This window comes from Streptococcus parasanguinis (genome assembly GCF_031582885.1).
GTDB lineage: Bacteria > Bacillota > Bacilli > Lactobacillales > Streptococcaceae > Streptococcus > Streptococcus parasanguinis_M.
The window spans coordinates 54,629-68,763 of the sequence record NZ_CP133988.1; the positions used below are offsets into that span (position 1 = coordinate 54,629).

Genomic DNA, 14,135 nt, shown 5'->3' on the forward strand with positions numbered 1-14,135 from the left:
TTAGCAGGATATAGAAGGGGTTACAAGAGTGAAAAATCCAAACTGTCCGGGTACAGTTTTGCAAGTACAAAAAGAGGCTGGGACAAAAGTCCTAGCCTCTCAATTATTTTTGGATTGTCGAGCAAGACGCAGTGGTTGAGTGGGCTCTACTACGCTGATTTCATCAGTTTTTACAGCCCTACTCAACTGTGCGGAGGTGGGACGACGAAATCGAATTCTAACGAATTACCGATTTCTGTCCCACTCTCCTAACTTCGACCTGTTACAAATCAACTAGGTCTCAGTCTCTTTTTTTATTTTTCAAGTCCATTCCTGCTGCTCCTAAGATCGCCCCTACTAAAGCGAGTCCCAGAGCAGATTCCACTCCTGTTTCTGGAAGTTGCTTGTTAGAAGATACTGCTTCTGAACGAACCTCTTTTTCCACAGCTGCTGGAATTGGCGTTGGGGTATTTCCTGATACTTCTGGTTGATCCTTCGCGATCACATGAGGTGTTGACTGATCTGGAACCACTTTATTTACAAGCACGTCTGACTTCACTGGTGCTTCTACTGAAGGGCTTGTTGGGATCACGACTTCTCTGGTACCGACTTCAACAATTTCTGCAACCGGCTCTGTTGCAACTTCTGTAGCGATCACTTTTCGACTTTGATCAAGCGTCGAAACCTCTACATACTCAAGACCTTGCCCTTTAACTCCAGCCTGGATTACTCTGCGTTCTCCTTTAGCGAGATCTGGATTGGTGCGTTCCACAAGGTCAAAATCAAGTTCTTTTTCTACGATTTCAAGACTTGGTTTGTCTTCCACTAGGGCTTTGACGTCATTTTCAGCCAAGCTACCCACTTGCGTAATTGGCTTGAGCCCTGCAAGGGCTTGGGTCAGAGTGGCCACTTCTTGATCCACCTGATCTTGATGAGCACGGCTCACATTCCAATTCAAGCTATCTAAGACTTTCGCAAGTGCTGCGCGAGATTCTGGTGTGTAAATATCTAGATCTGTTGGCACCGTAGCAACTGCTTTTCTAAGAGCAGTGAAGTCTGCCTTGAAATAGTCCTTGTTGTGGTTGGCAAAAGCTTCCATGAGATCAAAGACATTTTTTTCTATGTATTCTTCACTTGGGGTATCACACCAAACAGCTACCATGCTACCGACCATTGGCAAAGATGTTTCTGGATATGTTGTACTTGGGAGTTGTCTAAATGGAGTAGCAGCTGCATTGGCAATCGCTTTTTCAATATAACCACCACCCGTTTCAGGTGTTCTCCCCAAAACATAGTACCAGTCTCCGTTGGTATTAAGGAATTTATAACCCTTATCTGCCAAATACTGTGGTGACGCAAGGTTATAGCCCCACCATCCTTTAGACCAGTATGAAATCAAGACGTCCTTGTCAAAGGCAACATCATCTTCATCTCCATAATAGAAGCCATCGTTAAAGGCCATTGGCTGCAAGCCTTTTTCACGCGCCATGGCTGCAAGACTATTGGAATACTCCGCAAACTTACCATAGAGGTCATACCACTTGAGGTAGTACCAACCTTGCGCACTGGTAGCGTCATTGGCATATTCATCCGTTCCGTAGTTAAAGATCTTAGACTTGTCTTTGAAGTAGTCCATGTACTTGCCAATCAAGGCTTTGGTAAAGTTGACTGCTGCTTCATTGGTCAAATCCATGGTTGTTTTTGAAACCGTATCAAAGCTGGCTTGTGGATTTTCAATGCCCAATTTTTCCATGGCCACCAACAAAGCATCCATGTGGCCAGGACTATTGACTGCCGCAATCAAGCCGATTCCTTTAGCAGTAGCATAAGCATGGAGTTCATCCATTTCTGCTTGGGTCAAGGCTTGACCATTTGGATCATCGTAATAGGCCTTGGTGCCTTCTAAAATGGCCTTTTTCACATCGTCACTAGCATAGGTTTTGCCATTGGCTTCCACCGTCATATCATCGAGTACGAAGCGCATACCATCGTTTCCGACAAGGAGGTGCAAGTCAGAATAACCCAACTCACTGGCCTTATCTACGATCCGTTTCAATTGATCCAGTGAGAAGTATTTGCGGCCTGCATCGATCGAGATGACCTTCTTCATGGCAAGTTTTTCTTCCGCTTCTTTTGCTGCAACTTCTTTCGCGTAGCTTTCCGTATACACCAAAGCATCTTGAGCTGCTTTGAGATGGTCGATCAAAGTTTTGGCCTCTGCTCGAGTCGTGTCTGTTCCTGCCCCTTCTAATGCTTTTTTAGCTGCCGTAAAGGCTACTAGAGATTCCGGTGTATAGTGATCCAAATCAGTTGGAGCTTCTGAAAGAGCTTTTCCGACGACTTCAGGATCTGCAACAAAGTAGTCCGCATTCTTGTCCGCGAAGGCATGCATGAGCTTAAAGAGAAGGTCTTTTTTGTAGGTTGCGGATGGCGTATCTGCCCAAGCAGCTACCATGCCACCGATGAAAGGTACCTTAGCCCCATCATTTTTTTGAACCACATCAATCGCTGACTTGGAAATTCCTTCGAGACCTTGATCGAGGTTGTACCAACCAGATCCAGCCTTGTCCCGTCCAAGCACATAATACCAAGCATCATTGGTATTAAGAATCTGATGACCTAGTTCAGACAAGAGTTTTGAAGAAGCGACATCATAGCCGTTCCAGCCACCTGTCCAGTAGGAGACAATGATATCCTTGTCAAAAGTGCCATAGGAAGTATCACCATTGTAGTAGATTCCGTCATTAAAGGCCATTGGTTTCATCTTGTGTTTTTTCACAATAGCTGCTAGATCATTGGCGTATTGAATGAATTTTTCATAGCCTTTTTCTGGATAGCCTTCACCTGGCCAATGCTTGCTGGCTTGGAGAACCTGCCAACCATGGGCATCTGTAGCATCGTTGGCATATTCATCCAAACCGATATTGAAAATATCTGCCTTGCCGCTGAAATAAGCCGCATACTTGTCTACCAAAGCCTTGGTAAAGTCTAAGGCTTTTTGGTTGTCCAAATCAACTGTCCGGGCTGATTTTTTAGTGCCAAAGTAATTAAAGTGAGGGTTTTCGATCCCCAATTGTTCCATGGCTGTCAGAATCGCATCCATGTGACCTGGACTATTAATGGTTGGGATGACACCTACTTTCTTCGATTTGGCGTAGGCCAAAATATCATCCATTTGAGCCTGGGTCAAGGCTGTCCCGTTCGGATCATCGTAATAAGCTTTCGTTCCTTTTTCAACCGCATCTGTCACGGCTTGGCTAGAATAAGAAGTATCTCCAACTTTCAAAGACATATCATCCAGCACAAAGCGCAAGCCGTCATTTCCAACTAGAAGATGCAAGTCTGTATAGCCCGTCTTACTAGCTTCATCAATAATTTCCTTGATTTGGTCTGGTGAGAAGTACTTGCGACCAGCATCGATCGAAACAATCTTTTTCTTGGCTAATTTTTCTTCTTGGTCAGGATCTTTAGCAGGCGTTTCCGTCGCTGCTGTCGCTGGTTGAGCTGCCACATCCGACTCTGCGACAGAGCTCGCTTCTTCGCGAATCAAACGGTCAAGATCTGATACCCGCAATTCACGATCAGGCAGTGTCGGTTGACTTTGATCGACGATTGGGGCAGGAGCCGTTGGTTTTTCTACTGTTGGCTGAGAAGCTTCCTCATTAAGAGGAATCGTTGACTCACCCTCGCTTGGCTGAGTTGGAACTGTCGTTGAAGGACTTTCAGTAGTCGTCGGTGTATCTGCAGCTACAACATGAGCACCAGCAAAAAATCCTATGAGCACCGAAGCAGCTCCTACTGCATACTTGCGAATCGCATAACGTGGTTGATGTGATTTCATCAGGACCTCCTAAATCGTCTTTGTAATCGTTTTCTTAAATTTACCACGATATCTTAATAAATTCAATGAGGGGTCACATTATTCTTTAATTAGGAGAGGAAGTTCTTGGATTCGATCCAAAATAAAACGAGCCCCTTACTCAAAAGGAAACTCGTTCATTCTTATAAATCATCTAAAGCATCTTTGACCTTATCAAAGAACCCTTTTTTCTTTGGGTTGACCTTCAAATCACTTGCTTCCGCAAAGGCTTGAAGGGCTTCTTTTTGCTTGTCATTTAAACCAGTTGGGGTGACGACATTGACAGATACATATTGATCCCCCATAGCACCACCACGTAAGCTTGGAGCCCCTTTTCCACGGAGACGGAATTTCTTACCGGTTTGGGTTCCTTCAGGAATGACCAAATCGACATCTCCGTGAACAGTTGGCACATGGACCGTATCTCCAAGAGCTGCTTGAACAAAGTTCAGGTCTAACTTGTAGTAGATGGTTGAGCCATCTCGTTCGAAGCGATCGCTCGGCTCAACATTGACAACAACATACAAGTCCCCATAAGGTCCACCGTTAAAGCCAGCTTCTCCTTGACCAGCTAAGCGGATTTGTTGACCCGTTTCAACTCCGGCAGGAATCTTGACGTTCACGCTATGAGCTTGTTTTTCATGACCTGTTCCACGACAAGTCGTACATGGATCTTTGATTTCTTGACCACGGCCATGACAGACATCACAGGTCACTTGACGGCGCATCATCCCAAGAGGGGTTTGCGTATCCACATTGATGACTCCAGAACCATGACAGCGTCCACAGGTCACCGGACTAGTGCCTGGCTTAGCTCCAGAACCATGACAGGTATGACAGCTAGCTTCCCGATGGTACTTGACTTCTTTTTCCGCACCAAAAATCGCTTCTTCAAACTTGAGATTGACGCGGTATTGGAGGTCATCCCCTTGGCGAGGAGCATTCGGATTACGGCTTGCACCACCACCAAAGAAGCTAGAGAAGATATCTTCAAAGCCACCAAAACCAGCACCATCAAAGCCACCAAAACCACCTGCTCCGCCACCGAAGCCACCATTGGCACCTGCAGCACCATATTGGTCATAAGCAGCCCGTTTTTGCTCGTCACTCAAAGTCTCATAAGCTTCTTGAACTTCCTTGTACTTCTCCTCAGCACCAGGCTCCTTGTTGATATCTGGGTGATATTTTTTAGATAATTTCCGATAGGCTTTCTTGATCTCATCTTGAGATGCATTCTTTGAAACGCCCAAACGGTCATAAAATTCAGTATTGTTCATACAAGATACTAAGAGCGAACAGAAAGCGACTGAAATTTAGGAAACCGACAAGAAATCCTGATTTCTTAGGCGGTTTATCTAATTTCCAAGCTTTCCGCTCGGGTTCAATTCCCCGAACACTCTTTGTTCCTTTCTATAATTTTCATGTAATCTTTAGAGGGCATTTTCTATGCTTCGCTTTACTTGATCAAACTCTTTGTCCGATAGAGTAAATATCAAATCCTCTTCTGAGTAGTCGTTTTGTTCTTTAAAATAGTTGTCCGTATTCTCTTCCAAGCCTAAACTTAGAATCACTCTTCTTGCAAACTCTTGATGGGCAAAACCGATAGCCGTAATGATCTGTTTATCTTGCACAAGCACTTTCGGTTGGAAATTCTCACGTGGAAGAAATTCAAAATAGTCAAAGAAGTTTTGCCAAATTCCACCTGTAAATTTCGTGTCCTTCAACAGACCTGCTTTCGCTAATAAAAGAGGCGCTGAAGAAATGGCTGCAATGAGGATATCTTGCTCACCAAGGTCCCTCAAGAACGAAATCAATTTCTCATCCTGTAGGGCAGGTCCTATATTGACCATTCCTGGCAAAATCACGCAAGAATACTCTTCTATACGGATTTGATCTAGAGTTTTCGTTGGTTGACAGGGCAAGCCATCCTCAGAGACCACCATCGAATGATCTGAAGCGGCATAATCAATCGTAATATCAAAAGACAGAGCTAAAGTACTCGTTAAAGCAGTTATCTCATAAAGAGAAAAATTAGGATAAATGATACAAAGTACTTTTTTTCATAGGCAACATCCTCTATTTTACCGAAAAACAGAGGCTGGGTTGCAACCTCTGGATTTCTTTTTATCATTTACTAGTTAGGCGTTTAGGAAAGGCGCCATAGCGATTGCCGTAGAGTGACAATCACAAGAGTGAGTATCCATTATTAACGCCTCGCTCTCCGATTTTCAAGCTCGGGATAAAATAGTCCACTGGACTATTTTATTTTTCCGTAAACTCTCCGTCTACAACGTCATCGCCTGCGTTTCCTGATGCTTGTGCGCCTTCTGCTCCTGCTTGTGCTTGTTGCGCTGCTGCAGCTTGTTCGTAGAGTTTAACAGCCAATGCTTGTGCTTTTTCGTTCAAGGCTTCAAGTTTTGCTTTCATTTCTTCAAGGTTACCTGATTCTTGAGCTTTCTTAAGATCATCAAGTCCTGCTTGAGCTGCGTCACGTTCTGCATCAAAGCCTTTGCCTTCAGTTTCTTTAATTGTCTTTTCAGTCGCAAAGATAGCTTGGTCCACTTCGTTACGAAGGTCTACTTCTTCTTTACGTTTCTTATCTGCTTCAGCATTTGCTTCTGCGTCTTTCATCATGCGATCGATTTCTTCATCTGTCAAACCTGAGTTTGATTGGATAACAATGGTTTGTTCTTTTTGAGTTCCAAGGTCTTTCGCTTTAACAGATACGATACCGTTCTTGTCGATGTCGAATGTTACTTCGATTTGTGGGATACCACGAGGTGCAGCTGGGATATCAGTCAATTGGAAGCGTCCAAGAGTCTTGTTATCCGCTGCCATTGGGCGTTCCCCTTGAAGAACGTGAATATCAACGGCTGGTTGGTTGTCTGCTGCAGTTGAGAAGACTTGTGATTTAGAAGTTGGAATCGTAGTGTTGCGGTCGATCAATTTTGTGAAGACACCACCCATTGTTTCGATACCAAGTGACAATGGAGTTACGTCAAGAAGGACAACGTCTTTCACGTCACCAGTGATCACACCACCTTGGATCGCAGCACCCATAGCCACTACTTCGTCAGGGTTCACTGATTTGTTTGGTTCTTTACCAGTTTCAGCTTTAACAGCTTCTACAACGGCAGGGATACGAGTTGAACCACCGACAAGGATCACTTCGTCGATATCTGACAAGCTCAAACCTGCATCTGAAAGGGCTTGACGAACTGGAGTTTTCGTACGTTCTACAAGGTCACGAGTCAAATCATCGAATTTCGCACGAGTCAAGGTCATTTCCAAGTGAAGAGGACCAGCAGCGCCTGCAGTGATGAACGGCAAGCTGATTTGTGTTGAAGTAACACCAGAAAGGTCTTTCTTCGCTTTTTCAGCTGCGTCTTTCAAACGTTGAAGCGCCATCTTATCTGTTGACAAGTCGATACCGTTTTCTTTCTTGAATTCTTCAACCATGTGGTCGATGATTTTTTGGTCAAAGTCGTCACCACCGAGTTTGTTATCCCCTGCAGTTGCCAATACATCAAAGACACCATCACCCAATTCAAGGATAGATACGTCGAATGTACCACCACCAAGGTCGAATACCAAGATTTTTTCTTCTTTATCAGTCTTATCCAAGCCATAAGCAAGGGCTGCTGCTGTTGGTTCGTTGACGATACGTTCTACTTCAAGACCAGCGATTTTACCAGCGTCTTTTGTAGCTTGACGTTGGGCATCGTTGAAGTAAGCAGGAACTGTGATAACAGCTTTGGTTACTTTTTCACCAAGGTAATCTTCCGCATAACCTTTCAAGTATTGAAGAATCATAGCTGAGATTTCTTGTGGTGTGTATTCTTTACCGTTAGCAGAAACTTTTTCAGAAGTACCCATCTTAGATTTGATAGAGATGATGGTATCTGGGTTTGTGACTGCTTGACGTTTTGCGGCGTCACCAACGATGATTTCACCGTTTTTGAAAGAAACTACAGATGGAGTTGTACGGTTTCCTTCTGGGTTCGCGATGATTTTTGATTCAGTTCCTTCAAGAACTGCTACTGCTGAGTTTGTTGTACCTAAGTCAATACCGATAATTTTAGACATATGTTTTTCTCCTTAAGTTTTTTCTCTTTTTTTCTTTTTGATATTTCCCTTAAGTGGTGGGGACGTGAGCAACTCCCTTCGGGATTTCATCACTTATTTTTGAGCCTACTGTCTCAAAAATCCCCTATTTCAGTAGCACAAGCTACTGAAACTTTCACCACGGCGGGAAATATCTTCCTTGCAAGCCTCCGGCTTGCATCTTATCTTTCTTTCATAGTTTAGTGTCGTTTCGGACAAGGTAGCCTAGTTATATACTACTACCATGGCTGGGCGTAGGATGCGGTCATGGAGTTTGTAGCCTTTTTGGAAGACTTGTGCGATGGTGTCTGCTGGATGCTCGTCATCTGCAGGTAAGGTTTGGATGGCCATGTGGTAGTTATGGTCAAAGGCTCCATCTGCTGGAATTTCTTCAATCCCTTCTTCTTTCAGGGCGTGAATCAAGCTTTCTTGGACCATTTCCAAGCCCTTCTTCACATCATCTGTCAAGCCTTCAACGGCAAGGGCACGTTCGAGGTTGTCAAGTGATGGTAAGATCGCTTTTGCCAAATCTTGGCTACGGTATTTTTGTAATTGTTGACGTTCTTCGTTAGCACGGCGCTGAATGTTTTGCATTTCTGCATGAGCACGAAGGTATTTGTTTTCAAATTCCTCGGCACGCGCTTGTGCTTCTTCTAATTCAGAAGGTTGGTTGCTTTCCTCTACAACTTCTTCAGTTGTTTGGGCAACTTCTTCTTCTTTCACGTCTTCTTTTTTGATATCTTCTGTCAAGGCATACACCCCTTTCATTTGGTCTTAATTTACTTCATAATGGTTGCTGTTGAGGTAACGGTAGTAGTCCGTTAACTTCATGACCAGTACCCGTCCGATAACATTGACCAGGCTAATCACACGCCTGTAATCCATCTCTACGGGACCAATCACATGCATGAGGGCCATCCCACGATAAGGAACCAGGAATTTATGACTAATCACGGTCACATTTTTCAAAGCCTTCTCTTGGGATTCAGCAACCAGAATCTGGGTCATTTGGTCCTCTGGCATTCCCCCTCGCAACTCCAGAGCTACGTGTTGGGGGTTATCTAAGAACTGATAGGTCTGAAGATCGGCGTAGGTTAAGGATGAAACCTTTCCTTCTACAAAGACCAGTTCTTGAAACAGTTGCGAGAAGACATAATCAAACAGATCCAAGACATTGTCTGTCGTCTTAAAATAGCGCTGTACTATCTGTGGAATCTCTGTCCGCAAGCGGTAGTGGATATCCAAGACTGTATTTCCAATGAAACGTTCTTGAACCAGCTGATGGAAAATTTCCAAATCACTGGTTAAGAAATTCTTTGGAATGGCAAATTGTACAGTGACAGGCTTTGATTCATCCAAGGTCAGAACCGCTAAAGCATCGTGGTTGGATAAGGGAACAATCTCAAAACCAGTCAAGCGCTGCCGCGTCGGCTCAACATCCTGAATGACTGCGGTGTAGCCCGTCATCTGGGCCAATAACTTAGCCGTAGCATCCAAGATATCGTCTAACTTAAAGGCTTCGAAATCGAAGGCTTTTACCACCTGGTAGACATCTTGCTCATCAATCAACTCTAGATCCAGCGAGTTCTGAACAAAATATTGAAAACCAGCTCGGCTGGGCATTCGACCACTCGAAGTGTGGGCTTTTTCTAGTAAACCTTGCTTTTCGAGGGCAGCCATATCATTTCGGATCGTCGCACTACTAGATTGAATGACATCTTGCAGTGCTTTTGAACCGACTGGTTCGCGGATCTTGGTAAAGATATCGACGACAAGATTTAGAATCTCATTTTGACGTTCTGTAACCATGACCTCACCTCTCTTTCGTATTTAGCACTCTAAACACTCAAGTGCTAAACTGTGATTCTATTATACACCCTCTCAAAAGAAAGTCAAGAAAAAAATCCAAAAAATTAGCACTCTTTTCCCAAGAGTGCTAAAAATCATTCTGAAGACCTAGAAAAAGAGAATCTCCTCCTATTTTCCAGCCTTTTTCAATAGTTGAATATATTCTTCCAATACTAGCTGATGTTTGGCCATATACTGGGCATTTTCTACGCCAACATAACGGAAATGCCAATTCTCAAAATTTACACCTGTGATGTTGCTCTTCCCATCTGGGTAACGAAGGACAAAGCCATATTGCGGTGCGATGGCAGCCAGCTGCAAGCCCAACTCATCACTTTGACCAGCTTCGACACTCATATCGATCGCAAGCCCCGTCTGGTGTTCACTAGCACCAGGAACCTGTACCTGGGTCTGTACCTGCTTTTCAGCTTCTTCGTGCGAAAGGCCGCTAGCCTCTAGTTGCGAAACACGTTCATTATAGAGCTCTGTTTGCTCGGCCACACTTCGATAGCCTGATATCAAGGTTTCTTCTGGGGCAATTTTTCGAGCCGCTTCTAAAAATTGACGAGTTGGTTCTACAATCCGACTATCCACTTTGATAGCATCCACATCTGTCAATTGCGGGTTCAACTCTGGCTTCACATTGTCACGATTGACCAAGATCAACTGCCAGTCTTTTGTCGAAACAGCTGGTAAATCTGATTTTTCTTTCTTTTTCTTAGAAGAAGAGGGAGTCGTTACAGCTGTTTTTTTTGCCTTCCAAAACTGAAGCCCTGAAAACAAGCTTGGTTTAGCCAAGTAAGCACCAATTCCTGATCCAAGGACCACAAGAAGAAAGAAACTCAATAGGTAGGGCCACCATTTCTTACGTTTTTTTCTTGCGCGTCTATACTTATTTGTCATGGCCATCCTCTAAGAGTTTTGCTCCAACCTTACGATAGGACAGATCTCCAATCTTTTCAATATGAAAGGCGCCATCCTCATAGGCCAAAACCGTTACACTTCCGTTGTCCAAGACCAATTCTTCGACTGCTTTCGGATCGATGAGATAAATCAAAGTCGTAATGGTCATGCCGTGGCTGACAACAATCGCATTCCCACCACCAGCTGCTTCTACCTCTTTTGCAATAGCTTCAAATCCTTCTAAGATTCGGCCACTCAAGGCGCTCCAGGATTCAGCCCAACCCGTGGTATCCACTTCAACGATCCCTTCTGCCAACTCCATTAAACTCAACCGATGGAAATCATCGACCTTAAAGACACGGGGTAAAACCCCCATAAAGAGCTCGCCATCATAGGCACCGTCGAAGCTACCAAAACACCACTCGCGGATCCGTTTGTCATAATGATAAGGGGTTTTCCCTGTCAGACCGAGTTCTTGAAGAATAATCCCCATGGTTTGAATGGTGCGTCCAGAATCACTCGAAACAGCCTCTTCAAAAGAAAGGCCAGCTTCCTTGAGACCAAGACCGAGTTCTCGAATCCCACGCTCTCCTGCTTCTGTCAGCGGAGTGTCTGACCAGCCCTGTGCTCGCCCAATGGTATTAAACATGGTTTTTCCATGACGAGCAATATATAATCTGGTTTTTGTCATTGTATTACCTCCGTATGTATCTCTTTCATTATATCATTTTTTGTAAAAAGAAAGTAGGAAAGCTCTTACAAGTTTTGAGAGAAAGAAAAGGCTATGACCAAAGGGTCAGCCTTTCAGGACGGACTAGGATTCTTGCAAGCTTTCACCGACCTCACGGTAACTGCTATCTCCAACCCCCTTAACCGTCAATTTTCCATCTTCATATTCTACAAGGGTAACACTACCGTTTGAAAGAGGCAGATTAAGATTTGGTTTTCCTTCGATCAAGCAGACCAAGGTCTGAATGGTCCAACTATGGCTGACCACCAAGGCATTGCCTCCACCATTTTCTTCCACTTCTTTGGCAATAGCTTCAAAACCTTCTAGGATTCGGCCTTTCAAAACTTCCCAAGGTTCAGCCCAATCTGCTGTGTCCACTTGGCAGATGCCATTGGCCAAGTCTTCCAAGGTCAAGGTCTTATAGTCTTCTACATCTAGCACGCGCGGCACGACACCGTGAAAGAGCTCCCCACCGTAGGCCCCATCAAAGCTACCAAAACACCACTCGCGGATCCGTTTGTCAAAGCGATAAGGAATCTGGTCTTTCAAGCCCAATTCATCGAGAATGATCCCCATAGTCTGAATGGCACGGCCTGAATCACTGGAATAAGCTCGAGTAAACTCCAAACCGGACTCACGCAAGCCGATTCCTAGAGCTTGAATCCCTCGTTCTCCTTCTGCTGTCAAGGGTGTATCGGACCAGCCTTGAGCACGGCCAATGGTATTAAACATGGTTCTCCCATGACGAATCACAAATAATCTTGTTTTAGCCATCTTGTCTCCTTTTGCAAGAAAAAAGTCTGGAGTTTTATCATCACAGACTTTTCTATTTTCTACTATTATACTAGATTTCTCTTAGTTTTTAAAGCTATGAACCGGAGCTGGAATTTGACCACCACGGGCAATGAAATCAGCTGATGAAGCTTTGTTGACCTTCATTACCGGAGCAGATCCAAGAAGTCCACCGAGCTCTAACATATCGCCTTCTTTTCCATAAGGAATGATCCGAACGGCTGTTGTCTTTTGGTTAATGACCCCGATAGCTGCTTCGTCGGCGATCATGGCCGCAATGGTTGTATCTGGAGTATCAGCTGGGATGGCAATCATATCTAGACCGACGGAGCAGATAGCTGTCATGGCTTCCAATTTTTCCAAGTTGATATGACCGGATTGAACCGCCGCAATCATCCCTTCGTCTTCTGAGACCGGAATGAAGGCACCTGACAACCCACCGACTTGGTTACAAGCCATGATCCCGCCTTTTTTCACTTGGTCATTGAGCAAAGCTAGTGCTGCTGTTGTTCCGTGGGTTCCTACTACTTCAAGCCCCATGGCTTCAAGGACACGGGCAACCGAATCCCCAACAGCTGGTGTTGGCGCGAGAGACAAGTCTACAATCCCAAACTCAACACCGAGACGTTCACTAGCCATTTGACCCACTAATTGCCCAACACGGGTAATCTTGAAAGCTGTCTTCTTGACTGTTTCAGCCAATACATCAAAGCTAGCGCCTGGAACTTTTTCGATCGCCCGTTGGACGACACCTGGTCCTGAAACCCCAACGTTGATGACGACATCCGCTTCACCGACACCGTGGAAGGCACCCGCCATAAAGGGATTGTCTTCTACCGCATTGGCAAAGACCACGAGTTTACCTGGTCCCATTGGATCTGCTTGGGAAGCTTCTTTAATGATGCGCCCCATGTCTCGGACAGCGGTCATATTGATCCCTGTCTTGGTCGATCCGATATTGACTGAAGAGCAGACAAAATCTGTCTCCGCAAGGGCACGAGGAATGGAATTAATGAGGATCTCATCCCCTTTTTGGTAGCCTTTTTGAACCAGAGCTGAGAAGCCACCGATAAAGTTGACCCCAACTTCTTTGGCCGCACGATCTAGTGCCTTGGCAAAGGGTACATAATCTGTCGCATTGGTTGCTGCCCCGATAATAGAAATCGGAGTGACCGAAACCCGCTTATTCACAATGGGAATACCAAGTTCTGCCGCAATCTCATCCCCAACAGCCACTAAGTCTTTAGCCTTTTTCACAATCTTATTGTAGACTTTTTCTGCCGCCTTTTCGATATCCGGATCAATACAATCTAGAAGCGAAATCCCCATGGTGATAGTCCGAACATCGAAGTTCTGCTCCTCAATCATGGCAATGGTTTCTGTTACCTGTTTAATGTCCATAAATTCTCAACCCCTATCTTACAAATTGTGCATAGCATCAAAAATCGCTGCGCTTTGGATATTGATTTTCACATGCAGAGACTGACCGAATTCTTCCAACTCTGAACGAAGCTGTGTGAAATCTTTTTTCTCATCTGACGATACAACCGCCATCATGGTAAAGTATTCATCCAATACGGTTTGAGAGATATCATCGATATTGAGTCCTAATTCTGCCACTTTCGTTGCAACACCCGCTACGATTCCTTTTTGGTCTTTACCAACGACTGTAATAATTGCTTTCATTTCACTGCTCCATTCTATCTATTTGCTTCCATTGTAGCACAATCCCCTTAAAATCGCCCTTCTCAACCGGGAACGTTCGTATATTTTCCGCGTGCATAAAAAATAAAGAGGCTGGGACAAAAGTCCTAGCCTCTTAATTGTTTTTGGATTGTCGAACAAGACGCAGTGGTTGAGTGGGCTCTACTACGCTGATTTCATCAGCTTTTACAGCCCTACTCAACTGTGCGGAGGTGA

11 protein-coding genes are annotated in these 14,135 nt (G+C 44.6%); all 11 read right to left on the reverse strand.

What is annotated here, in order from left to right; translation table 11 throughout:
• Window positions 1-280 precede the first annotated feature (280 nt).
• Entirely contained in the window at window positions 281-3,820 is a 3,540-nt protein-coding gene (locus RDV49_RS00280) for a family 20 glycosylhydrolase (protein WP_003010168.1), read from the reverse strand.
• 161 nt (window positions 3,821-3,981) lie between these two features.
• On the reverse strand, window positions 3,982-5,115 hold the full coding sequence (gene dnaJ, locus RDV49_RS00285; protein WP_003004734.1) for a molecular chaperone DnaJ: 1,134 nt from the start codon (window positions 5,113-5,115) through the stop codon (window positions 3,982-3,984).
• Between the two features lie 153 nt (window positions 5,116-5,268).
• Window positions 5,269-5,883: a DJ-1/PfpI family protein gene (locus tag RDV49_RS00290; RefSeq protein WP_037608293.1), complete on the reverse strand. Its 615-nt coding sequence runs from the start codon at window positions 5,881-5,883 to the stop codon at window positions 5,269-5,271.
• Between the two features lie 217 nt (window positions 5,884-6,100).
• Window positions 6,101-7,924 carry a molecular chaperone DnaK gene (gene dnaK / locus RDV49_RS00295; protein WP_003010159.1) on the reverse strand — a complete coding sequence of 608 codons (1,824 nt, stop codon included), beginning with the start codon at window positions 7,922-7,924 and terminating at the stop codon, window positions 6,101-6,103.
• A 243-nt stretch (window positions 7,925-8,167) separates the two neighbouring features.
• A complete protein-coding gene (gene grpE / locus RDV49_RS00300; RefSeq protein WP_310744357.1) occupies window positions 8,168-8,692 on the reverse strand; it encodes a nucleotide exchange factor GrpE in 525 nt (174 codons plus the stop codon).
• Window positions 8,693-8,716: 24 nt separating this feature from the next.
• Window positions 8,717-9,751 (reverse strand): heat-inducible transcriptional repressor HrcA, encoded by a 1,035-nt coding sequence (hrcA, locus tag RDV49_RS00305; RefSeq protein ID WP_003010153.1) that lies wholly within the window; start codon window positions 9,749-9,751, stop codon window positions 8,717-8,719.
• 168 nt (window positions 9,752-9,919) lie between these two features.
• Window positions 9,920-10,699, reverse strand: a complete 780-nt coding sequence (locus tag RDV49_RS00310; protein ID WP_003010150.1) for a M15 family metallopeptidase — start codon at window positions 10,697-10,699, stop codon at window positions 9,920-9,922.
• Window positions 10,683-11,384, reverse strand: a complete 702-nt coding sequence (locus RDV49_RS00315; protein ID WP_003010148.1) for a histidine phosphatase family protein — start codon at window positions 11,382-11,384, stop codon at window positions 10,683-10,685. Before RDV49_RS00315 ends, RDV49_RS00310 begins: the two co-directional genes overlap by 17 nt.
• Window positions 11,385-11,507: 123 nt before the next feature.
• Complete coding sequence (locus RDV49_RS00320) at window positions 11,508-12,197, reverse strand: histidine phosphatase family protein (RefSeq protein ID WP_003010145.1); 690 nt, start codon at window positions 12,195-12,197, stop codon at window positions 11,508-11,510.
• Between the two features lie 81 nt (window positions 12,198-12,278).
• Window positions 12,279-13,616 (reverse strand): PFL family protein, encoded by a 1,338-nt coding sequence (locus RDV49_RS00325; protein WP_003010144.1) that lies wholly within the window; start codon window positions 13,614-13,616, stop codon window positions 12,279-12,281.
• Window positions 13,617-13,634: 18 nt separating this feature from the next.
• Window positions 13,635-13,901, reverse strand: coding sequence for an ACT domain-containing protein (locus RDV49_RS00330; RefSeq protein ID WP_003004214.1), 267 nt, complete (start codon window positions 13,899-13,901; stop codon window positions 13,635-13,637).
• Window positions 13,902-14,135 lie beyond the last annotated feature (234 nt).

Bases quoted from the DNA above. Each gene is read 5' to 3' on its own strand.
- RDV49_RS00280 (WP_003010168.1), bottom strand. From the start codon at position 3,820: ATGAAATCACATCAACCACGTTATGCGATTCGCAAGTATGCAGTAGGA.
- dnaJ (WP_003004734.1), bottom strand. From the start codon at position 5,115: ATGAACAATACTGAATTTTATGACCGTTTGGGCGTTTCAAAGAATGCA.
- dnaK (WP_003010159.1), bottom strand. From the start codon at position 7,924: ATGTCTAAAATTATCGGTATTGACTTAGGTACAACAAACTCAGCAGTA.
- hrcA (WP_003010153.1), bottom strand. From the start codon at position 9,751: ATGGTTACAGAACGTCAAAATGAGATTCTAAATCTTGTCGTCGATATC.
- RDV49_RS00310 (WP_003010150.1), bottom strand. From the start codon at position 10,699: ATGGCCATGACAAATAAGTATAGACGCGCAAGAAAAAAACGTAAGAAA.
- RDV49_RS00315 (WP_003010148.1), bottom strand. From the start codon at position 11,384: ATGACAAAAACCAGATTATATATTGCTCGTCATGGAAAAACCATGTTT.
- RDV49_RS00320 (WP_003010145.1), bottom strand. From the start codon at position 12,197: ATGGCTAAAACAAGATTATTTGTGATTCGTCATGGGAGAACCATGTTT.
- RDV49_RS00325 (WP_003010144.1), bottom strand. From the start codon at position 13,616: ATGGACATTAAACAGGTAACAGAAACCATTGCCATGATTGAGGAGCAG.
- RDV49_RS00330 (WP_003004214.1), bottom strand. From the start codon at position 13,901: ATGAAAGCAATTATTACAGTCGTTGGTAAAGACCAAAAAGGAATCGTA.